The organism is Sorangium sp. So ce887 (assembly GCF_051521455.1).
Taxonomy (GTDB): Bacteria; Myxococcota_A; Polyangia; order Polyangiales; family Polyangiaceae; genus Sorangium.
The window spans coordinates 11,443,129-11,465,959 of record NZ_CP150354.1 but is presented as its reverse complement, the minus strand read 5'-3'; the positions used below and the strand labels follow the sequence as shown (position 1 = coordinate 11,465,959).

Below are 22,831 nucleotides of genomic sequence, written 5' to 3'. Positions count from 1 at the left end.
CAGGGCCGCCCCGCGCATTACGGCGCGGGCGCGGTGTAATGAGGCCGGGCCGACTGCGTCTTCGGAGGTGAGCGGCCGGTGGGTCGCCGAAAGGAAGACATCATGAAAGAGACGCTCCTCCAGGTCGGCGGGATGAGCTGCCCGTCCTGCATTCGCCACATCGACAGCGCGCTGCGCGAGCTCGACGGCGTCGCCGAGGTCGACGTGCGCCTGCGCGAGGGCACCGTCGTCGTGCAGCACGACCCCGCGAGCGCGAGCGTGGACGCGCTGGTCGAGGCGGTGCGCGGGGCCGGCTACGACGTGCGCTCCCGCGCCGCCTGAGCGGCCGGATCGCCGGGGCTCGTGGCACCCGCGCGTCGCCCGGCGCTGCCCGGCGGCGCCGGCGCGACGCTCACTCGCCGCCCGCCGCCGCGCCGGCCTCCGGCCTGCCGAGCAGCGCATCCAGCTCGGCCTCGCCCCTGTCCTCCGCCCCCCTGCCCCACCGGCGGCGCAGCCACTCGCCCGCGTCGTCGAAGAGCGAGTAGGCCACCGGCACCGCGAGCAGCGTGAGGACCAGGGAGAGCGACTGCCCGCCGAGCACGATGGCCCCGGTCGTCCGGTTCTGGCCCGAGCCGACGCCGTGCGACAGCACGAGCGGGATCATGCCGGCGACGAAGGCGATCGTCGTCATGAGGATCGGCCGGAGCCGGTCCTTGTTCGCCTGCAGGATCGCCTGGAGCCGCGGCATCCCCTCGGCCCGCAGGTGGTTCGTGTGGTCGATCTGGAGGATCGCGTTCTTCTTCACCACGCCGAAGAGGACGAGGAGGCCGAGCCCCGAGAAGAGGTTCAGCGACTGGTCGAAGAGCTTGAGCGAGATCAGCGCGAACGGGACCGTGAGCGGCAGCGAGAGCAGGATCGTGATCGGGTGGAGCCACGACTCGAACTGCGCCGCGAGGATCAGGTACATGAACACGAACGCGAGGCCGATGACGACGACGAAGCTCGTCGCCGTGCTCGCCGTGTTCTTGGAGCTCCCCACCGGCTGCGTGGAGTAGCCCGCCGGCATCTTCTGCTCGGCGATGATCCGGTCGAGCGCCGCCTGCACCTCGGTGTCGCCGACGCCGGGCGCGGCGTTCGCGCTGATCGTGATCTGCCGGCGCCGGCCGAGGCGGCCGATCGACGAGGGCCCGCTGTCGGGCTCCATCGCGACCACGCCGTGGAGCGGGACGGCGCCGTGCTTGGACGAGGGCACCGTGAGGAACGACAGGCTCTCCGCGCCTTCGCGGTGCTTCGCGTCGGCGCGCATGCGGACCTCGTACTGCTCGCCGGCCTCCGAGTACGTCGAGACCTTGAGCCCGCCGACGAAGAGCTGGAGCGCGCCGGCCACGTCGGCCACCTGGACGCCGAGATCCGCGGCGCGGTCGCGATCGATGATCGCGCGGAGCTCGGGCTTGCCGACGACGAGGCTGTTGTCGACGTCCACGGCGCCGGGGACCTTGCGCAGCTCCTCGGTGATGCGCGTCGCGTACTCGCCCAGCCGGTCGAGATCCGGCCCCTGGAGCGCCACCTGGATCCGCGCCGACGACTGGCCCCCGGACGAGATCGCCTGCACCTCGCCGGCCGTGACGCGCAGCTCGGGCGGCAGCTTCGCGAGGATCTCCTCGCGCGCCTCCTGCATGATCTCGAGCTGCCCGAGCGCGCGCTGCTCCGGGTCCACGAGCATCACGTAGATCTTGGCGACGTTTCCGGCCTGCTGCTCCCCCTCCCCGACGGTCATGAGCGTGCTCGTGACGCCCGGGAGCCGGCGCACGTCGTCGGCGATCCGCTCGGCGATGAGGCGGGTCGAGGTGAGGCTCGTCCCCTCCGGCGCGCGCATGTTGATCTCGAACTGCGCCTGATCGTCCTCCGGGAGGAACCCGGCGGGCAGCGTCTTGGCGATGGGGCCGCACGAGCCGAGCGCGGCCACGGACGCGACGACGATCACCCAGCGGCGCTCCATCACCCACGCGAGCGCGGCCATGTAGGCGCGCTCGATCGGCCGGTAGAAGACGTCGACCGCGCGCTCGAGGATCGGAGCCTTCGCGTTCGCGTCCCTTCGCTTGTGCCCCGACAGCCACCGCGCGGCGAGCGAGGGCGTGAGGGAGAAGCTGACGATCAGCGAGACCCCGATGGCGAACGCCATCGTGAGGCCGAAGCTCTTGAGGAAGCGCCCCACCATGCCGGGCATGAACGCGACCGGGATGAAGACCGCCATGAGCGAGAGCGTGGTCGCGAGCACCGCGAGGCCGATCTCCTTCGTCGCCAGGACGGCGGCCGGGAACGGCTTCATGCCCTTCTCGTCGATGAAGCGGACGATGTTCTCGAGCACGACGATGGCGTCGTCGATCACGATGCCGACGGCGAGCGCGAGCGCGAGGAGCGTGAGGAAGTTGAGCGTGAAGCCGGCGATCCACATGACCGCGAACGTCCCGACGACCGAGATCGGGATCGCGAGCGCCGCGATCAGGGTGCTGCGGGCGTTGCCGAGGAAGAGGAGCACCACCACCGCGGCGAGGAGGGCGCCGAGCACGAGGTGCTCCTTCACGGCGGCGATGCCCGTGCGGATCACGCGCGAGCCGTCGCGCACGACCTCGATCTTCGTCCCCTCGGGGAGCGAGCGCTGCACCTCGGCGAGGCGCTCCCTCACGGTGTCGACGACGGTGACGGTGTTCTGGCCTGACTGCTTGACGATGGACAGGAGCACGGTGCGCCGCCGGTCGAGCTGGGCCCACGTCTTCTCCTCGGCGCGACCGTCCTCGACGCGGGCGACGTCCGCGAGGCGCACGGCGTGCCCGTCCTGCTCCCGGAGGACGATGCGGCCGAGGGCCTCGGGCGAGTCGACGCGCCCCATCACGCGGAGCGTGAGGTCCTCGGGGCCGGTCTCGACGCTGCCGCCCGGCGTCATCAGGTTCTGCGCCGCGATCGCGCGCTGCACCTCGGCCGCCGTGATCCCCTGCGCCCGCAGGGCGATCGGGTCGAGCCAGACGTTGATCTGCCGGTTCTGCGCGCCGATCAGGTTGACCTGACCGACGCCGGAGATCCCCTCGATCTGCCGGCGCACCTGCTTGTCGGCGATCTCGCTGAGCTCGCGGATCGGCCGGTCCGACTCGACGGAGACGAGCAGGACCGGGGCCGCGCCGAGGTCGATCCTGCTCACGATCGGCGGATCGACGCCCCTGGGCAGGCTGGGCAGGACGGCGTTGATCTTGTCGCGCACCTCCTGGGCCGCGACGTCGGCGTCCTTCTCCAGCTCGAAGCCGACGACGACCTGGCTCACGCCCTGGGTCGACGTCGAGCGGAGGTCCTCGATGCCGCTGATGGTGTTCACGGCGCCCTCGATCCGGTCCGAGATCTCGGTCTCCACCTCCTCGGGCGCCGCGCCGTCGAGGCGCGTCGTGACGACGACGTACGGGACGTCGATGTTCGGGAACTGGTCGAGGCCGAGCCGGGTGTAGCCGGCGACGCCGAGGACCACGATGACCAGCATGAGGACCGACGCGAAGACCGGCCTCTTGACGCAGACACGGGCGAGCCACTGCATGACGACCTCACTCCACGGCTTGGCCGTTCTGGAGCTCCTCGGACGGCTTCATCACGATCGTGTCGCCCGCGCGGACGCCGCGGAGGACGGCCACGGCGTCGCCCTTCTCCACGCCGATCTGCACGACGCGCTCCTCGATCCGGCGATCGACGACGGCGAAGAGGTGCGCGCGCCCCTCCTTCGAGACGATGGCGGACCGCGGCACGACCGGGCCGGGCGCCTCGCCGGTGGCGAGCGCGATCGACGCGAACATCCCCGGCCGCAGCGCGCCGTCGGGGTCCTGCACCTCGGCCTCGGCGACGAGGTCGCGCGTGGTCTCGCGGACCGCGGCGCCGATCCAGCGCACGGTGCCCGGGAACGAGCGCCCCGGGTACGCCGGCACGCTGAAGGTCAGCGCGCCGCCGGTCGTGACGGCGGCGAGGCTCGCCTCCGGCACGGTGAACGAGAGGCGCAGCGCGCCCTTCGAGACGAGCGCGACGACCCGGGAGTCGTGGCGGACGTACTCGCCGACGTCGACGAAGCGCTCGGTGACCCTTCCGTCGAACGGCGCGCGGATCTGGCCGTCGCCGACGCTCTGCGCGGCGGCGCGCGCGCGGGCGGCGGCGGCCGCGACCGAGAGCGGGGCGCTCCGGCACTGGTCGGCGATCCTGTCGTGCTCGACCCCGGAGATCGCGCCGTTCTCGAGCAGCGCCCGGTAGCGGTCGCACTCGCGCTTCGCCGTCTCCTCCTGCGCCCGGGTCAGCGCGGCGTTCGCCTGGGCCTCCGCGGCGGTGAGCGCGGCGGCGCGGACGTCGAGGCGCGCGAGCAGGTCGCCCTTCTTCACCTCGTCGCCGCGCTCGACGAAGGTCTCGAGCACGCGGCCGACCGCGTTGGCGGCGAGGTCGGTCTGCCGCTCCCCGCGCAGCGTGCCGGTGAGCGCGAGGCTGCGCGGCATGGGCTCCTCGCGCACCGCCGCGGTCTCGACGCGGACCGGCGGCGCGGTCGCCTCGGTCGCGCTCTCGGCGCTGGCCTTGGACGCGCAGCCGGCCGCGGTGGCGGCGAGCGCGGCGAGCAGAACGAAGCTTTCGGCGCGGCGTTTCGTCGTGGCGTGGTTCAAGGATTCCTCGCGGAGGGTTCGGTCACGGGGCGGCCTCGCGCTCGGGCAGAGCACGACGTCGCGCGCGGACAGCGCGCCGCGCCGTCCGCACGTTCCGCCGGCGGCCGGACCTCGGCCTCGCGGCGCGGTCGCGCGGCACCCCGATTATCGCAACCGATGGTTGCGGTGGGTATAACACGGCCTGGACCGACCGCAACAACCAGTTGCCATCATCGCAACCAGGAGAGGCGATGGCGGGTCGCGTCATGAAAATTGCGCTGGCGTGTGCCGCGCGGCGGAACTTGAATGGAGGGTCGATGCAGGCGGCGACGGCGAAACGGACGGCGAAGCGGGTCTCCGCGAAGAGGCGTGCGCTCGTGCGCGGCGAGCCGGTCGTGCGCGGCATCCTCGCGGCCGCGCTGGAGGAGCTCGCGAGCGCGGGCTACCGCGCGCTCCGGATCGAGGACGTGGCGACGCGCGCGGGGGTGAACAAGACCACCGTCTACAGGCGCTGGCCGACGAAGGAGGACCTCGTGCGCGCCGCGCTCCTGTCGATCACGGACGAGAAGATCATTCCCCCGAACACGGGCTCGATCCGCGGGGATCTCATCGCGCTCGGGCGCGCGATCATCGAGATCCAGACGTCAGCGCTGGGGCAGAGCCTCTTTCACGTGTGCCTCGCGGAGGGCCTCGACTCGGAGCTCATGGCCATCGCCCGCTCGTTGCGCGCCGTCCAGGAGGGCGGAATACGGGCGATCGTCGAGAGCGCCGTCGCGCGGGGCGAGCTCGCGCCGAGCGACGAGCCGATGCTCCCGTGCGAGCTCCTCGCGGCTTACCTCAAGCACAAGATGATGGCGGATCGCGCGTGCGTCGACGAGGCCCAGCTCGCGCGCGTCGTCGACGTGATCCTCCTCGGGGTGCTGAGCCCGGCGAGACGGAAGCAGGTCTGAGCCGGCGGGGCGCGGGGGCGGCGGGTCAGACGGCGAGGGCCTTCCAGCGGCCGCGCGCGAAGGCGACGCCGAGGAGGGCGCTGCGGCAGATCCAGTCGGCGGTGCTGCCCATCCAGACGCCGGCGAGCCCGTGGCCGAGGGTCACCGCGAACAGCCACGTCCCGCCGACCCGGACGAGCAGCGAGCAGACCAGCGTGACGGCGAGCACGGTCCGGGTGTCGCCGGCGCCGCGGAGCCCCGTCCCCATGACGGTGGCGAACGCCATGAACGGCTGCGCCACGGCGGCCACGGGGAGCGCGCTCTCTCCGAGGGCGAGGAGCTCGGGGTCGCTGGAGAACGCGAGCAGGAGCGGGCGCGGGGCGAGCACGAACAGGACGCCGAACGCGGAGAGGGCGAGGATGGCCATGAGGGCCGCGACGAGCCCGACCCGCGCGGCGTCGCGGGGGCTGCGCGCGCCGAGGCGCTGCGCCATGAGCGCCCCGGCGGCGATGCCGAACCCTTCGGCGGAGAGGAAGCAGACCGACTCGACGGCGATGAGCGCCTGGTTCGCGGCCATCGCGGTGGCGCCGAGCAGCCCGATGATGGCGACGAACCCCGTGTAGCCGGCGTGGTAGACGGAGCGCTCGGCGAACGTCGGCAGCGCGACCCGGAGGACCCGCGCGAGCGCCGCGGCGTTCGCCTGCCGGGCGGCCCGCGCGTCGGCGGCCGGCGCTGTCCGGAGGGGCAGCGGGCTCGAGCGCGACAGCAGCGCCGCGGTGAGCAGCAGCGCCTCGGTCGCCATGGTGCACGCCACGCCGACGGCCGCGCCGCGCACGCCGAGCGCGGGCAGCCCGAGGTGGCCGAAGATCAGGACGGCGCTGACCGCCACGTTGACGACGTTGCCGATCGCGGCCACGGAGAGCGGCGTCCTCGTGTCGCCGACGCCCTGCAGCGCCGACGCCGCGGCGGCCTCGACGAACGCGAACGGCAGGGCCGGCAGCACGATCTCGAGGTACGCGATCGCCTGCTCGACGACCTCGGCGCCGGCGTGCGGGAAGAGCGCGCGGAGCAGCGGGCCGCAGGCGACGAGCAGCGGCAGCGCGACCGCCGCCCCGAGCGCGAGCGCGAAGACCAGCGACGCGCGCGCGGCGGCGGCGGCGGCGGCGCGGTCGCCGGCGCCCACGCTGCGCGCGACGACGGCGAGCGTGCCGGCGGAGGTGGCGCTGAAGACGGAGACGATGGTCCACGTGAGCGTCCCGCAGATCTGCATCGAGGCGAGCGCGGTCATGGAGTAGCGCCCGACCATGCCGCGCCCGACGAGGAAGACCAGCGTCAGCAGCAGCATGTGCGCGATCGCGGGCCAGGCGAGCCGCCACACCTGGCCCGTCAGCGCCGCGTCTTCCGGTTCGCTTGTCACGAGAAGTTCGACCCTCCGGGCTCAGCCGCGGCCCGCCGCATCGGTGGATATCACCTGCCGAGGTACGCTCCACCCGACGAGGACGCGAGGCGGGCGAAGGCCGCGCACCGCGCCGGGCGGACTGAGCCGGGCGCGGCGACCCGGGCTGGGCGCGGTGGTCGGGGCGGTCTCGGCGCGCGCCCGTCCGCGATGATCCCGAGCGCGCAAGGAGGCGTAGGCGTCCGGCACGCACGCCCTCTCCAGTCTACATTTTGTTGCAAATGCAATTCTTATGCATTAATTCGAGCGCGCGCCAACGCGCCAGCCCGGCGCCCGGCCGATGCGCCGCGACCGCGGAGGCATCTCGATCACCCCCACGCCCCACGTGCGGCAGGCGCCCCTGCCCGCGCTGGAGCGCGCCGATGCTGGAGAGAGAGGATCTCGACGTGACACGAAAGCTCCCTGTGACCGTGCTGTCCGGCTTCCTGGGCGCCGGCAAGACCACGCTGCTCAACCACGTCCTCGCGAACCGCGACGCGCTGCGCGTCGCCGTGATCGTCAACGACATGAGCGAGGTCAACGTCGACGCCGCGCTCGTCCGGGGCGGGGGCGCGGCGCTGCGCCGCGTGGAGGAGCGGCTCGTCGAGATGTCGAACGGCTGCATCTGCTGCACGCTCCGGGAGGATCTCCTCGTCGAGGTGGCCCGCCTGGCGGCGGAGGGGCGCTTCGACTACCTGCTGATCGAGTCGACGGGCATCTCGGAGCCGCTCCCGGTCGCCGAGACGTTCACCTTCGACGATCCCGCGACGGGCAAGAGCCTCTCGGAGGTCGCCCGGCTCGACACGCTCGTCACCGTCGTCGACGCGCAGCGGTTCCTCGCGGACTGGACGAGCGCCGACGACCTGCGCGCGCGCGAGGCCGCGCTGGGCGACGACGACGAGCGCACGGTCGCGGATCTGCTCGTCGAGCAGATCGAGTTCGCGAACGTGCTCGTGCTCAACAAGACGGATCTCGTGAGCGATGACGAGGTCGAGCGGCTCACGGCGATGCTCCTGCACCTGAACCCCGGCGCCAGGATCGTCACGGCCTGCCGCGGCCGGATCGATCCTCGCGAGATCCTCGGCACCGGGCGCTTCGATTTCGAGCAAGCGGCGCGCTCGCCCGGCTGGATGCGGGAGCTGCGCGGCGAGCACGTGCCCGAGACCGAGGCGTACGGGATCGAGAGCTTCGTCTACCGCGCTGACCGCCCGATGCACCCGGAGCGGCTCTGGGCCTTCATCCACGGCGCGGCCGCCTGGGATGGAGTGCTCCGCTCGAAGGGGTTCTTCTGGCTCGCGACCCGCGTGGACATCACGGGCGCCTGGTCGCAGGCGGGCGGCGCCGCCTCGTTCGAGGCGGCGGGCCGCTGGTACGCGGCCCTGCCCGAGGAGCTGCGGTCGGAGGACGACGAGACGGGCGCCGCGTGGCACCCGGTCTGGGGCGACCGGCGGCAGGAGATCGTCTTCATCGGCGTCGACATGACCCGAGAGGCGCTCACGCGCGGCCTCGACGCCTGCTTGCTCACCCCCGAAGAGATGGCCGCGGGGCCCTCCGGCTGGAGCCGGTTCGAGGATCCTTTCCCGGCGTGGCAGGACGAGAGAGAGGAAGAGGAGGAAGAGAGCGAGGCCGAGCCGGCGCAGCTTCTCGTGTCGTGAGGCGCTCCAGGCTGGGTGACCGGCTCATCCCCCGGCGGCGGGCTCGCTACAGCGCAGCGCGCCCGCTCTCACGGCACGACCGCGAGCGCCGGGGCTGTGTTTACTTGCCGCCTCCCTTCGAGATCTTCCCTTCCGTGAAGGCCACGTGCTTGCGGGCGATGGGATCGTACTTCTTCATCTGCATCTTCTCCGTCATCGTCCGCTTGTTCTTCGTCGTGTAGTAGCAGTGACCGGTCCCCGCAGATGAGACGAGCTTGATGGTATCGCGCACGAGGTGCCTCCTTGTGGCCGCTCGGTGGCAGGCCGTGTCCCGCGGCAATGGCGGCGGATCGGCGGGCCTGCTGGATGCGACAGCATTACCTCGATCTGGCCGTTGATGCAACTATGTTACATTAGTGTCGCGCTCCGTGGCATCGTGCTTCATGAGGCTTCGTCGCGGCATGGCGGCGCGTGGCGCGTGGCGCGGCGCCCACGGACGACGCGTCCGCTGGAGGTCAAGTCAAGGCAGGCCAAGGAACCATTTCTCCTTTTCGACGCAGCCCTGCACCACGGGGTCGCTCGTCCCCTCCGGCCTGTCACACGAGCTCGCTTTGCGGGGCACCCAGCCTTCATTACCGCGTGCGCGGACGCGCTGCACCGTCTGCACCGGCGGTGCAACGCCTGCGCCCTCCGATCGCGGCTCCGCCGTGGCTCACCACTGCCCGCGGGCGCACGGGGCGTCGCACGCGCGGGCGGTCCCTGGCCAGGCCCGCCGGCCGCTCCTCGGCACGCCTCGCGCAAGGGCCGCTCCGAGGCTCGAAGAGCATGACGACGATGACGAGGAAGACGAGGTTCGGAATGGCCGGGCTGGGCCTCGGGATCGCGCTGCTCGCGGGCCTCGCCTCCGCGGCCGGCGTCTTTCTCCGCGGTGATGGCGCGACGGCCACGGCCGTGAGCCTCCGGGGCGAGCACTACGCGTATGCCACGACAGGGATCTACCGCTACAACGCAGAGCGGCTCGTCGCCGAGGGGGTCGGCTGGGACGTCGTCACCCTGTACCTCGCGGTGCCGGCGCTGCTCGCAGCGCTGCCGCTCCTGGCGCGGGGGTCGCTGCGGGGGCGGCTCTTCGCCGCCGGGATCCTCGGCTATCTGTTCTATCAGTACCTGATGTACGCCCTCATGTGGGCGTTCGGCCCGTTCTTCCCCGTGTTCGTCGCCCTGTACTCCGGAAGCCTCGCCGGCGTGGTGTGGATCGCCTCGACGGTCCCTCTCGCCGAGCTCGCTGCGGGGGCCTCGGAGCGCTTTCCGCGCCGCGGCATGGCCGTGTTCTGCCTCGCGATGGCCGCGCTGCTGGTCCTCATGTGGACGCAACGGATCGCGGCCGGGCTCTCGGGCCAGCTGCAGGGTCTGCTTCACGGGCAGCCGACGCTGGCCGTACAGGCGCTCGACCTCGGGCTGATCGTGCCGCTCTCTGTCTTCACCGGCGTGGCGCTCCTGCAGCGACGGCCGGTGGGGTATCTCCTATCATCACTCTTCGTGGTCAAGGGGTTCACCATGGCCGTGGCGATCGCGGCCATGCTGCTGTCCGCGCGGGCCGCCGAGGGTGCGCTCGAGGTGGTCCCGCTGGCGATCTTCGCGGCGGCGGCGGCTGTCGCCCTCTGGCTCGGCGTAAGGATCTTCCGCAGCGTGGGGCACGCGGCGGAGCGCGACCGGGGGCGACCCCTTAGCGACCTCGCCACTCGATCCGATCCCCCTCCATCGCGCAGCGCCCGGACTTCCTCAAGAGCTCGATCCCAGCGGCGATCCGCTCGCTGACCTTCGCCCCCGCTCGCTGGATTCCGAACAGGCGCGCGGTCTCCCGGATCAAGTCGTCACGGGTCGTGGAGAGGCTACGCGAGAGCAGCCAGGCGGCAGCAGCTGCGATCTCCTCGGGCGGCACGATGTCCGCAGAGCGCGGCTCTCCGGTGCTCGCAGGCCCGCGGAACGTGGACCAGGTGTCATGCGCCTGATTCGTACGCCATACAAAATCACCCCGCATCACGGCCTTGCCCGGGATCCCACGGATGTGCTCGATAACATGGTTCCGCAGACGATCGGTGATACGCGTGCCCCCGAAGCATGCAGCGATGCGGCGCGAGAGCTCATCGAGGTGGATGGGGGCCTCCACCGCGAGGACGCCAAGCAGACGCGCGCGCAGCTCCTGAGCCCCAGATCCATTGTAGATCGCGTCCACGCCGAATGGAGCGGGCGTGAGCTCGGCCTTCACGTAGGGTGTGGCCGGCGGAGGTTTCGGAGTCACGCTGGAGCTCGTGTCGACGCTCACGGCAGGAGGCGTGGGCGTCCTTGCCTCCTGGAGAGGCGCCGCGACGTGGGCGGTGGGTGGGCGCGGCGCCGGCGACCTGCTGCCTTCTTCCAGAGCGCGCCGTACGGCCGCTTCAAGCCGCTCAACCTCGCGAGAGCGCTGGAACCACCAGTCGGAAGACCAGACCCGATGCAGCTTCCACCCGAGCCCTTCCAGGACTTGCTGCCGCAGCCGGTCGCGATCGCGCGCCGTCGCGGCCGAATGGTAGCTCGCGCCGTCGCATTCGATGCCAAGCAGGTAGACGCCCGGCCGCTCGGGGTGCACCACCGCGAGATCGATGCGGTACGAACCGCAACCGACCTGGCAGTCCACCCGGTACCCTTTTGCGATCAGCGCCTCGTACACCTCGCGCTCGAAGTCGCTGTCGAAGTCGCCGCTGCGCAGCACCGGGCGCTGCTGCGTCAAGCTGCCGCGCTCTGCAACATAGCGAAGAAATGCCTTGAGGTGCCGCGCGCCGGTTGCGTTCGTCCGCGTGAGATCGATCTGCTCGTGCGTCAGCGTCGAGAACACGCGCAGCTTCATCCGCGCGCGCGTGATGGCGACGTTCAGTCGGCGCTCCCCGCCGCTGCGGTTGAGGGGGCCGAAGTTCATCCAGACGCGCCCCGCCTCATCCGGACCGTAGCCCACGCTGAACAGGATCTCGTCCCGCTCGTCGCCCTGCACGTTCTCCAGGTTCTTGATGAAGACCGGCTCCGTCAGGCTGCTCGAGAAGTGCGCCTCGACCTCCGCGCTCTTCCCGCGCGCCTCGTCGAGGAGATCCTGGATGAGGAGCTGCTGCGCCATGCTGAAGGTCACGATGCCGAAGCTCCGCTCGGCCGGAGGCGTGCCGCGGAGCGCGTTGACGAGGTAGGCGACCAGCGCCTCGGCTTCCGCGCGGTTCGTCCGCGACTTGCTCTTGTCATAGACACCACCGGGTACGTGGTGCCACTCGACGCCGAGCTCGGGGACGCGGCCGTGCGCCGCCGGGAACACGTTCAGGTGCCCCTCGTAGTAGTGCTGGTTGCTGAAATCGATGAGCGCTTCGTGCCGGCTGCGGTAATGCCAGCCGAGCATCTGCTGCGGCAATCCAGCGGCGACCGCCTCGTCGAGGATGCTCTCGAGCTCCTCGACGTCGTTGTCGTCCACCGGCGCGTCGTCCGCGACCCCGCGCTGGAAGAAGCTCGTCGGCGGGAGCTGCCGCGAATCGCCCACGATCACCACCTGCCTCCCCCGGGCGATGGCGCCGATCGCGTCGTGGGTGCAGATCTGCGAGGCCTCGTCGAAGACCACGAGATCGAAGCGTCGCCCATCCGCCGGGAGGTACTGCGCCACGGAGAGCGGGCTCATGAGAAAGCATGGCTTGAGGCGCGTTGACAGGTTTGGCATCTCGCCAAGGAGCCGCCGGATCGGCAAGTGTCGGGCCTTCTTGCGCAGCTCGCGCTGGAGCTTGCCCGTCTCCGACGCATCCGAGAGAGCGCCGTCCACCTGCGGCAGCCGCGCCTGGAGGATCTCGGCGACGCGCTGGCGACCGAGGTGGATGTGCTCCTCGTCCGCGCTCCGGAAGCGCTCCACGAGGTGGTGGCGGTTCGGCCCGTCGAACGTGCGGAGCGCGGGCTCGGCGTCGCGAATCGCGTCCACCCAAGCCTGCAAGAACGAACGCTCGGTGCACGCGACCACATCGCCCGATCGGAGCGTGCCGGCCTGGTGGGCCGCGACGATAGGCCCGGCCCCCCACTGCGTGAACTGCGCGGCCTGCTTGCGGTACAGACAGGAGGACCGGAACGCGTTGAACCCCTGATGCCAGCGAGACAGGAGCTCGTGCGCTACATGCAGGTAACCCACGCGGGTGTCCTCGGGCCACACGCCGCCGAAGGGAGCGATCCCCGCAAGTGTGGCCTGCACGTGCGTGCGCAGCGTGGAAAGCGCGCCGGACAGGGCGTTTGCCTGCGAGGCAACGACGTCGCGGCGCTCCGGGGAGAGCGCCGGGTCGGTGAGAGCGACGACCCGGTCGAGCGGCGCCGAGGAGGAGGCACGATACCGGCGGAGCGCCGCGCGGAACGCATCGGCGCGCGCAAGCACAGGCGCAGGATCATCGTGGTCAGTCCCCGTCCAGCAGCCGCCGAAGGCATGGACCAACCCCGCCCGGTCGCGCTCGATCTGCTCCGCGTTGCCCAGCGCGGCGCGCGCGAGGGTGAGATCGCTCGAGATCTCTTGATTGGGCGGCAGCGCGCCGCGCGCCACGAGCTTGAGCCGCGAGCGGGCGCCCCACAGGAACAGGAGCGCGAACAGAAAGAAGCTCTGCGCCCAGCGCTTGAACAGGGCCTCGAGCGCCGCGAGGTCCAGCTGGAAGACGGACTCCTGCCAGCGCCTTCCAAGCCGCTCCCGCCACTCCGCGAGGGTCCGCGTCCGCCCCATCCAGTCTTGCATTCGCCGACGTAGATCCGCGCTGCTCGCTTCGTCGATGAGCAAAGGGGGCACAGGGCCGCTCGCCGCCGCCGCCCCGAGCTGCGTAAGCTCGTCGAGCCCGGTGAGCGACTCCGCCACGGGAACGCCGAGCAGCGATGCGAGCTGTCGCGCGGCGGCGTCCACCCCCGCGACGGCCCGGAGGGCGCCTTCCATCTCGGCGCGCAAGGCCTGCTCGCCTTGCGCCGACCATTCCATGAGCCGTGCGTCGCGATAAGGGTGCTCGGTGAGCGGATCGACATCGCGGGACGCGACCGCGTAGGCGTTCGCTGCGTCGAGAAGCCCACGGGATTGCACCTCGGTCGCGGACGGGACGTTGGCGAAGACGATGGCGATCTTCGGCGCGCTGGCCAGGGCGAGGAGGCGCGCGCTCGCCTGGTAGAAGCTGCGCCCGAGCGGGCGCGGTGCGTGGAGCGCGCGCGTATAGGCGTTGAGCTCGGCTCGCAGCTTCCCGAGCTCGGCCGAGCGCTGCTCCCAGGCCGACGGCGCTGCCTTCGCGGCCCGTGAAAGGCTCTTTCCGAACGACTCGATGACCTGCTTCTTCTGAGCCTTGTGGCTGTGCAGCTCGAGGCAGAAGTCGCCGAGACCCGCCTGGTCGAGGCGCCGCTTCACCACGTCGAGCGCGGCCATCTTCTCCGAGACGAAGAGCGCGGTGCGGCCCTCCGCCATGGTCGCGGCGATGAGGTTGGTGATCGTCTGCGACTTGCCGGTCCCCGGCGGACCCTGGAGCACGAAGCAGCGCCCGGCGAGCGCCGAGGTGATCGCCGCCATCTGCGTCGAGTCGGCGTCCACGATGACGGGCAGGCGCGCCGCCGGCACGGCGTCATCGAGCGCGCGAGGATCTGTCGCCGGCGCGGCGTTGGGGAAAGGCGTCTGCGCACCGGAAGCGATGTGGCGCACGACGGGGTTCTCCAGGACCGCCGCGGCGTTGTCCTCCAGATCCCGCCACATCAGGAACTTGGTGAACGCGAAGAGCCCGAGGTGAACCTCCTCGCTCACCTCCCAGCGCGGCATCCGCTGGATCGCCTGGCGCACGGCGCGAAACATCGCCGGGACGTCGCGCCCGTGCTCATCCGCTTCAAGGTTCGCGAAGGCGCCGAGATCGACGGCAAAATCGCGATGCAGCTTCTCGGCGAGCGTGACGTTCGGAACCGCCTCCTCCGGCAGGCCGCGCAGGCGGAGGCGCCGCGTCGTCCGCTGGTATTCGAGCGCCACCGGCACCAGCAGGAGCGGCGCGAGGCGGGGCTTGTCGCTGGCGTCGGATTCGTACCAGCGCAGGAACCCGATCGCGGCGTAGAGCGTGTTGGCCCCGCCCTCCTCCAGGTCCGTTCGCGCGCTGCGATCCAGGTGAACGGCCCGGGTCCGAAGTTCTTGGTCCGACAGCGGGCTATGCACGATGCCCTTCTTCAGGTCGTCGCGCAGGCGCGCGTGGAGCTCCGCGTCATCGGAGCGCACCTTGGCGAGCGCGGTGTCGCGCGTGTCCCGGCCGTCGGACGGCCGCGGGAGCAGGTCGAAAGCTCTCTCTTCGGCCAGCGCGTCCTCGAAGGCCGCGGCGTCCGGCACCTCGAGCGGGACCGAGCCCTTGATGTCGGCCCGGAAGTTCAAGAGCCGGTTGCGGAGCGAGAGGTCGAGCAGGCGGTCGCGCCACTGCTTGAGCCGTGCGCTGACGGGATCCGCTGGACGCAGAGCGGCGACCGGCGGGGGTTCCTCGAGCGGCATCTGCGCTGCCTGGAGCAGCAGGGTCCGGGCTTCCTCGGTAACTCGACCCGGGGCCGCCGCGAAGGCAGGCTGCGCCGCGGCGACGCGCATGAGGTCGCGGAGAGGGAGCGGACGATAGCGATCGATGCGGGCGACGCGGACGTCGACGGCGAAGACGAACTCCGCGTCCCGTGAGAGGTAGTCGGTCGCGACCGCCTTCGCGCGGTCGAAACGTGGTGCCGGTGAGTGGATGATGGTGCTCGAGTCGAAGAAGAGGAGTTGATCGAGCGCCACGGTCGTGCGGAGCCGGGCGGCGTCGTTCACCACGCATTCGGGGAAGCGATCGTCCACGAGCCACACGCCCGGGAAGGCGTGACCGTGGACGGTGACGATCAACGGCCGGAGGCCCATCTGCTCGAGGCACGCGGCCGCGAGCAGCGTCATGTCGAGGCAGTTCGCGAGCTGGTCCTCGAGGACGCGATCGGGGAAGCGAACCTTCTGTCCCACCTCCTCGAAGCTCGCTGGCATCTCCGCGTACGAGATCCCGAAGCTCTGGAGCGTCTCGTAGAGCGCGGTGACCATCGCGGTGACGCGGGCCGTGGAGCGGCTCTGGTAGCCATCGAGCGCGTTGTTGCCCGTCGCCCGGCCGAGTCGGTCGCGCACCTGGCGGAGCAGGAGCGTGACGACCGGATGGTTCGGCATGACGAACATCGCGAGCAGCGCCGGAGGCGCGCGCAGCCCGGGCCACTCGTTGTACGCGAGTACGTCGATGGCACCGGAGCCCGAAGCGAGGGCCTGTCCCCCGGCGACCAGCTTCCACCCGATCCGGGCACGCTCGGCTTCGGTGACGGCGCGCAATCGCTCCGGCGGCAAGGGGAGGTCGGCGATGCCGAGATCGGTGGATTCGCCGCCGTGCACGGTCGGCACCTGGACATGCACCGCCGCGCCGAGCTCCGGGGCGAGCTCGATCGTGAGCACGGCACCTTCGAGCGGCGCCGAGCCGCCGTTCCGGATCTGCACGGAAGAGACGATGGGCACCCCTGCCTGCTCGAGGGCGAACGTCAGGGTCCGGGTATGCTCGAGCTCGACAGTGACCGTCGGCTGCTCCTGGGTTGTCATGTCTGCCTCAAAGCGTGTGCACGACGGTTTTCAGAGCCTCTGCTTGTAGCTCCGCGGATCGAGTCGACCGGCGCGCCGTCATGGGCGCTCAGCCTTCGCAGGGGGGTTATCGAGGAGAACGTCTGCACAATGGACGAGCTTCAAGATTACCCCCTCTCACGTAGACCAGCAAGCGAGCGGCGGACTCACATCGTGCTTCGACCTCAGCACCACTGCGCGACGCTGGTCGCGCGCGACGAATCGGGAGAGGTGTCGCCACAGGCGGCTCGTCTCACACGAAAACGATTGACAACTCCCCATGCTTCCGGCCTCATCTGCCGCGCCAGGCGGACCACGAACGGGCGACGGCGCGCGTGGAACGGCCGCGCCGGTCTGCAGTTTCGGGTAGGGGTCTCCCAGACGAGCCATGTCTCGCTGCAGCAAAGCAGCCACGCTCCTGAGGCGTGGCGCGGCAGAGCTCTATCTCACGTCGCCTTTCGCCCCCATCGCTCATCCGCTCGGCGCTCGAGGACCCAGGAGAGGAAGATGCCGGAATACTTGGCTCCCGGAGTTTACGTTGAAGAGACGTCCTTTCGCTCGAAGTCCCTCGAGGGCGTGAGCACGACGACCACCGGCTTCATCGGTCCGTGTCGCTCTGGACCGGTGGATCTCGAGAACGAGCTGATCACCAGCCTCGGCGAGTTCGAGCTCACCTACGGCGATCGGCAGCAGCTCCAGGTCGGCACCGACTTCATGCACAACTATCTGTGGCACGCGGTGCGCGCCTTCTTCACCGAGGGAGGCAAGCGGTTGTACGTGTCCCGCGTCTTCCGGCGGCTCGATGACTCGGCCGCGAATCGGAAGAAGAACGAGTTTGAAGAGGGCGCGGGGCCGAACGCGGGCGGCCTCTTCAACGACGGCTTCGCGCGTGGGGCCCTCCCCGGGCTCGCGGTGCGCGCGCGCTACCAGGGCGCCGCGGGGAACCTGCGGGTGCGGCTCACCCTGCGCATCGGCCAGAACGTGCTCAGCCCGAGCGGCACGCCGCTCGGCAGCAAGGCCTCGGTCACGGGCGCGCTGCGCGATCGCGACGTGGTCCTCGTCAAGCGCGCCGCCGGGAGCGCCGCGGCGGACCAGACGGGCTGCTACCTCGCGCTCTGGAACCAGGCGACGCAGGGCTGGGATTTCACCGATTCGGTCGCGGCCAAGACGATCACCGTCGACAACCTCGCCGACCACGCGCTGCGCGTCGTCTCTCTGAGCGTCGCCGTGATCGGCGAGACGGCGCTGGTCTGGGACGGCCTCGCGCTCGACGCCAATCACACCAGCAACGGCTCCGCGGACGCGCTGACGGCCAGGTTCTCTTTCGACCAGAACAACCCCGCCGAGAACCGGGCCATCCCGGTGGTGATCAACGCGGTCGGGATGACCGACGGCCTCGCGCTGCTCAACGCGCTCGCTCCCGCCACGCCCCTCTCCGCGCTGCGGACGAACCTCGAGGATCCGAGGTCAAGCGACGCGAGCCGCACCATCGAGGTGCTCCTCGCGGGCGGCAACGACGGCCAGCGGCCCTCGGCGACGCAGTACGAGGGCGGCGTCGACGACGCCACCATGCGCAAGACAGGGCTCGCCCAGCTCGAGGATCTCGAGGACATCTCCATCGTCGCCGCCCCCGGCTCGACGTTCGGCCTCGAGCGCGGCTACGCCGCCGACGCGAGCACCATCGTCAACCTCCTCATCGCGCACGCGCAACGGATGCGCTACCGCATCGCCGTCCTCGACTCGGGCGACGGGCAGAGCCTGGGCCAGGTGCGCGCGATGCGCGCCAAGATCGACTCCAGCTATGCGGCGCTCTACTACCCGTGGGTCAAGGTCCTCGACCCGGTGACGCGGGTGCCGATCTTCCTGCCCCCGAGCGGCTTCGTCGCCGGCATCTACGCCCGCAACGACACCGATCGCGCTGTCTACAAGGCCCCAGCGAACGAGGTGGTGAACCTCGCGCTCGGCTTCGAGATACTCCTCAACAAGGCCCAGCAGGACGTGCTGAACCCCGAGGGGATCAACGCGTTCCGCTACTTCGAGGGGCGCGGCTACAGGCTCTGGGGCGCTCGCACGGTGAGCTCGGACCCCGAGTGGAAGTACGTCAACGTGCGGCGCTACTTCTGCTACCTGGAGCGCTCCATCGACAAGGGCACACAGTGGGCGGTGTTCGAGCCGAACGGGGAAGCGCTCTGGGCCAACGTGCGGCGCACCATCGAGGACTTCCTTCTCAACGAGTGGCAGTCTGGGGCTCTCCTCGGCGATAAACCCGAGAAGGCCTACTTCGTCCGCTGCGACCGCTCGACGATGACCCAGAACGACCTCGACAACGGCAGGCTCATCTGCCTCATCGGCGTGGCGCCGCTCAAGCCGGCCGAGTTCGTGATCTTCCGCATCGGCCAGTGGACCGCCGACCGGAAGTCCTGATCCGAGCACAACGCCCCGAAGGAGGAGCTCGTGGCCATTCAGCGTGATCGTCCCTACGTGCAGTTCAACTTCCTTGTGGATCTCGGAACTGGCAACACCGACGGCCCAGACGCCGGTTTCCAGGAGTGCACCAACATCGGCATGGAGGTCACCGTCGCCGAGTACCGAAACGGCAACGAGAAGGAGAACAGCGTCCGCAAGATCACCGGCCTCAACAAGGCGACGGACGTGACGATGAAGCGCGGCGTGATCGGCTCGCTCTCGCTCTACAAATGGCTCAACCAGATCCGCAACGGCGACCAGAACGCCCTGCGCACCGTGACAATCCAGCTTCAGAACGAGGACCACACGGCGGTGGTGCTGACGTGGAGGCTCCTCCGGGCGCGGATCATCAAGCACATCAGCGGGCCCTTCAACGCCAAGGGCACGGACGTGGCCATGGAGGAGCTGACGATCTCCTACGAGCGGCTGGAGATGGAGTAGACCCGTGCCCGGGCGCGCCCCCCGCCGCTTGCCAGGCGTGCGATTCGTCGCAGCGCCGCCGCCCGTCGATCCGCTGCCCCGCATGGACATCGCCGTCCTCGCGGGGTTCGCGGCGGAGGGGCCGCTGCACGTCCCGGTCGCGGTGGAGAGCGCCGCGGAGTTCGCGGCGATCTTCGGGGAGGACGCGCTCCTCGCCTGGGATGCGGCGCGCGGCGAGCCGGTCTACGCGCACCTCGGCCCTGCGGTGCGGGCCTTCTTCCGCAACGGCGGGCGCCGGTGCTGGGTGGTGCGCGTCGCCGGCCGGGGGGCGAGCGCCAACGTCTTCCCGATCACGGGCCTGCTCCGCGCCTCCGGCGACGAGCTCACGCCCGCGGTCGTGAGGGCGCGCTCGGAGGGGAGCTTCTCCGACGGGCTCCGCGTCGGCGCCGCGCTGCTCGCGGGCGTGGTGACGCTCGAGAAGCTGGAGAACGGCTTCGCCGTCCCGCCGCACGTGACGCTGGCGACGAACGCGAGCAACGATCTCGCCGCGGGCGATCTGCTCCGCTTCACCTTCCGCGACGCAGGCCCCGGCGCGGACGCCGACGCGGCCCTCGTGTGGATGCTCCCGGTGACCGCCCTCGCCTCCGCGGAGCCGGGAGACACGGGGACGCTCCGGCCCGGACAGGCGCGTACCTTCCGGGTGACGGCGCGGGGCGAGCGCTCCTACTGGTTCCATGCCGGGGCTCCCGCCTCGTTGCCTGCGGGCCTCACGGCCGACACCTTCGACGGCGAGGGGAAAGGCGCGCCGGTCCCGGTGGAGTCGAGGCCCCCGCCGAGGAAGACGCCGTCCTGGAAGGGCGGCGAGGTCTCCCTGGTGCTCACGGTGCCGCTCGCGGAGGCGCCCGCGCGCGGCGCGTTTCTCCGCGTCGATCTCGGCGACGAGGAGCTCTGGGTGCGGACGCGCGACGTACGGCTGGAGGACGCGAAGAAGCCCGAGTCGACGAGCGTGACCGGTCCTGCGTTGCGCCGTCGGAAGACCGCGCCCTCGAAGGCGGAGCTCGACGAGCTCGTCGCCGCCGTCTCGGCCGGCAAGAAGACCGTCCTTGTGGAGCGCCTCCGGATGGAGCTCTGGACGCGCCGAGGGGACGCCCCGCCGGCGCGCCTCTCGGATCTCGGCCTCGGGCAGCGCCACCCGCGCTTCTGGGGCGGGCTGCCCACCGACGACGAGCTCTACCGCGCCCACCTCGTGAGCCTCGCGCCGGGAGACGATGGCCCCGACGGCGGGCGGTGGGCGGCGCTCTGGCAAGCCGCCACATCACCGCGCTACCCGCTCGCGGGCGACGGCCGGCCCCGCCCGGGCGCCGATGCGGAGCGGGAGTCGTTCTACCTGCCGATCGGGATGGCGTTCACCGCCGACGCATTCCTCGGCGCGGCCGGCCCCCTCCTCGACGCGCCGGTGCGCAACGGGCTCGAGACCCTCGGCGCGGAGCTGTTCCTCGACGACGCCCTCGCGGAGACGACCACGACGACGCTGCTCGCGGAGGCCGACTTTCTCCGCTACCAGAGCACCGCGGCCCGCCCGCTGCGCGGCATCCACGCGGCGCTCGTGGTCGAGGAGGCGACGCTCATCGCCGCGCCCGACGCGGTCCACCGCCGCTGGAGCACGACCTCCGCGCCCGCGCCCGCCATTCCCGACGAGCCGCGCGACGGCGCGGGCTTTGGCGAGCCACGCGCGTCGATCGCCGCGCCCTTGCTCACGCTCGCGAGCGCGGCGGACCGGACCGGGGCATTCACGATCGCATGGCAGGGCGCGCTCGCAGCCGGGCAGCGCTACGTGGTCCAGGAGTCGCGGAGCGGGAGCTTCGCACCGGCCACCACGGTCGTCGCCGGCACGGCAGCGAAGCTCGCGCTCCGGAGCCGCGCCACAGGCGACTGGTACTACCGCGTACGGGTCGAGGGGGCGACGGCGCTCGGGCCCTGGTCGGACGCGCTCGCGGTGCATGTGCCCGCCGACTTCCGCGACTGCCGGACGCCGCTCGACGCGCCGGTGCTCTCGCTCTCGGCCGGCCCCGACGCGGCGGGCACCTTCACGCTCGCCTGGACGGGCGCGCTCGATCGCGGGAGCGCCCACGCCCCCGGGGAGCGCTTCGTCGTCGAGGAATCGCCGAACCTGGGCTTCGAGCCTGCGGCGTCGGTCTACACGGGCAAGAGCGCGCAGCTGACGATCTGGGGCCGGCCCCAGGGCGCGTGGCGCTACCGGGTCCGGATCGAGAACGCGGGCGGCCCGGGGCCCTGGTCGGACGCGCTCTCGGTGCAGGTGGGCCGCGCCGCCCAGGTGATGCTCGAGGATGCGACCGACTACCGCCCCGAGGATCTGCTCCGCGTCCAGCAGGCGCTGCTCCGGATGAGCGCCGCGCGCGGCGATCTGCTCGCCGTGCTGGGGATGCCGGAGCACTACCGCGAGCCGGAGGCCATCGACCACGCCGCCAGGCTCTCGGGCCGGCTCGGCCCCGGGGAGATGGTGGCGCTGAGCTATGGAGCGCTCTACCACCCCTGGCTCCTCACCCGGGAGGTGCCGGGGGGGGGCGCCGAGATCCGGCGCACGCCACCCGACGGCGCGATCGCGGGCCTGCTCGCGCGGCGGGCGCTGGCGCGCGGCGCCTGGATCGCCCCGGCCAACGAGCCCCTCGCCGCCGTGGTGGCGCTGACGCCGCTCTTCGGCAGAGACAGCCGGCAGGCGCTCCAGGATGCGCAGATCAACCAGATCCGGCAGGAGCCGGGCGGCTTCCTCGTGCTGGATGCCGATACCCTCAGCGCCGACGCGGATCTCGTGCCCATCCACGTGCGGCGGATGCTCAGCCTCCTCCGGCGCGCGGCGCTCCGCCTCGGGACGACGTACGTCTTCGAGCCGAACGATCGCTCTCTCCGCCGCCTCGTGCAGCGCGGCTTCGAGGCGCTCCTCGGGCTGATGTTTGCACGCGGGGCTTTCGCCGGGAGCAACGAGGCCTCCTCGTTCCAGGTGGTGCCCGACGACGGCCCGAGCACGGGGGCCGGCGCCGCCGAGGGCTGCTTCTCGGTGGATCTCCGCGTCGCGCCGGCGGCGCCGATGACGTTCCTCACCATCCGCCTCGTGCAGAACGGCGATCTCAGCCGGGTGACGGAGGTCCGCTGATGGCCAATCCGGCCGCCGAGACGGTGGAGTATCCGTTCACCGCGTTCAACTTCGCCGTGGAGATCAATGTGCCCGGCGTCTCCTCGAAGGTGTGCGCGGCGTCGTTCTCGGAGTGCGACGGCCTCGACATGACGATGGAGGTGAAGACCCTCCGCGAGGGTGGCAACAACGGCCGGCAGATCCGGCTCGCCGGTCCGCTCGCGTACGCGCAGCTCACGCTGAAGCGGGGAATGACGGCGAGCTTCGAGCTCTGGGACTGGTTCGGCGCCGTGCTCGAAAAGCCGAGCCTCCGCGCCGACGCCGAGGTCATCGTCTTCGCGCCCAGCCCTGCGTCCGAAGGCATCGTCGAGCGCGCCCGCTTCGTCCTCTCGCGGTGCCTTCCGGTGAAGCTCAAGGCCCCACCGCTCAACGCCAAGGACGGGATGGTGGCCATCGAGGAGCTGCAGCTCGCTTACGAATCGTTGCGGCTCAAGCGCCCGAGAGGCGGGGGAGCCTAGGCCGT

Annotated in this window: 13 protein-coding genes; 8 read left to right on the top strand and 5 right to left on the bottom strand. The window is 71.2% G+C overall.

The genetic code is table 11. The features are described from left to right. The first annotated feature begins 102 nt into the window (after positions 1 to 102). On the top strand, positions 103 to 321 hold the full coding sequence (locus tag WMF36_RS42995) for a heavy-metal-associated domain-containing protein (RefSeq protein WP_437576654.1): 219 nt from the start codon (positions 103 to 105) through the stop codon (positions 319 to 321). Between the two features lie 70 nt (positions 322 to 391). Here the strand turns inward: WMF36_RS42995 and WMF36_RS42990 are convergent, their stop codons facing one another. Both WMF36_RS42990 and WMF36_RS42985 read right to left on the bottom strand, forming a co-directional pair. Beyond that, positions 392 to 3,559 carry an efflux RND transporter permease subunit gene (locus tag WMF36_RS42990; protein WP_437576653.1) on the bottom strand — a complete coding sequence of 1,056 codons (3,168 nt, stop codon included), beginning with the start codon at positions 3,557 to 3,559 and terminating at the stop codon, positions 392 to 394. 7 nt (positions 3,560 to 3,566) lie between these two features. Next, a complete protein-coding gene (locus WMF36_RS42985; RefSeq protein ID WP_437576652.1) occupies positions 3,567 to 4,655 on the bottom strand; it encodes an efflux RND transporter periplasmic adaptor subunit in 1,089 nt (362 codons plus the stop codon). A 245-nt stretch (positions 4,656 to 4,900) separates the two neighbouring features. On the opposite strand from WMF36_RS42985, the gene WMF36_RS42980 reads away from it, so the two are divergent. After that, positions 4,901 to 5,584: a TetR/AcrR family transcriptional regulator gene (locus WMF36_RS42980; protein WP_437576651.1), complete on the top strand. Its 684-nt coding sequence runs from the start codon at positions 4,901 to 4,903 to the stop codon at positions 5,582 to 5,584. A 25-nt stretch (positions 5,585 to 5,609) separates the two neighbouring features. Here WMF36_RS42980 and WMF36_RS42975 read toward each other — a convergent pair whose 3' ends face one another. Beyond that, positions 5,610 to 6,980: an MATE family efflux transporter gene (locus WMF36_RS42975; protein WP_437576650.1), complete on the bottom strand. Its 1,371-nt coding sequence runs from the start codon at positions 6,978 to 6,980 to the stop codon at positions 5,610 to 5,612. Between the two features lie 401 nt (positions 6,981 to 7,381). Between WMF36_RS42975 and zigA the strand changes: the two genes are divergently transcribed. Continuing rightward, positions 7,382 to 8,653 (top strand): zinc metallochaperone GTPase ZigA, encoded by a 1,272-nt coding sequence (gene zigA / locus WMF36_RS42970; protein ID WP_437576649.1) that lies wholly within the window; start codon positions 7,382 to 7,384, stop codon positions 8,651 to 8,653. A gap of 100 nt (positions 8,654 to 8,753) precedes the next feature. Here zigA and rpmG read toward each other — a convergent pair whose 3' ends face one another. Next, complete coding sequence (gene rpmG / locus WMF36_RS42965) at positions 8,754 to 8,924, bottom strand: 50S ribosomal protein L33 (protein WP_437576648.1); 171 nt, start codon at positions 8,922 to 8,924, stop codon at positions 8,754 to 8,756. A 542-nt stretch (positions 8,925 to 9,466) separates the two neighbouring features. Here rpmG and WMF36_RS42960 point away from each other — a divergent pair. After that, positions 9,467 to 10,447: a hypothetical protein gene (locus WMF36_RS42960; protein WP_437576647.1), complete on the top strand. Its 981-nt coding sequence runs from the start codon at positions 9,467 to 9,469 to the stop codon at positions 10,445 to 10,447. Here WMF36_RS42960 and WMF36_RS42955 read toward each other — a convergent pair. Further along, positions 10,356 to 16,253 (bottom strand): DUF3320 domain-containing protein, encoded by a 5,898-nt coding sequence (locus WMF36_RS42955; RefSeq protein WP_437576646.1) that lies wholly within the window; start codon positions 16,251 to 16,253, stop codon positions 10,356 to 10,358. The genes WMF36_RS42960 and WMF36_RS42955 overlap by 92 nt on opposite strands. A gap of 525 nt (positions 16,254 to 16,778) precedes the next feature. Here WMF36_RS42955 and WMF36_RS42950 point away from each other — a divergent pair. The 4 genes from WMF36_RS42950 to WMF36_RS42935 are packed head-to-tail and all read left to right on the top strand — an operon-like array spanning position 16,779 to position 22,826. Beyond that, positions 16,779 to 18,695: a phage tail sheath family protein gene (locus WMF36_RS42950; RefSeq protein ID WP_437576645.1), complete on the top strand. Its 1,917-nt coding sequence runs from the start codon at positions 16,779 to 16,781 to the stop codon at positions 18,693 to 18,695. Positions 18,696 to 18,725: 30 nt separating this feature from the next. Continuing rightward, positions 18,726 to 19,178, top strand: coding sequence for a phage tail protein (locus WMF36_RS42945; protein ID WP_437576644.1), 453 nt, complete (start codon positions 18,726 to 18,728; stop codon positions 19,176 to 19,178). 37 nt (positions 19,179 to 19,215) lie between these two features. Then, on the top strand, positions 19,216 to 22,329 hold the full coding sequence (locus tag WMF36_RS42940; RefSeq protein WP_437576643.1) for a hypothetical protein: 3,114 nt from the start codon (positions 19,216 to 19,218) through the stop codon (positions 22,327 to 22,329). Further along, positions 22,329 to 22,826, top strand: a complete 498-nt coding sequence (locus tag WMF36_RS42935) for a phage tail protein (protein ID WP_437576642.1) — start codon at positions 22,329 to 22,331, stop codon at positions 22,824 to 22,826. Before WMF36_RS42940 ends, WMF36_RS42935 begins: the two co-directional genes overlap by 1 nt. Positions 22,827 to 22,831 lie beyond the last annotated feature (5 nt).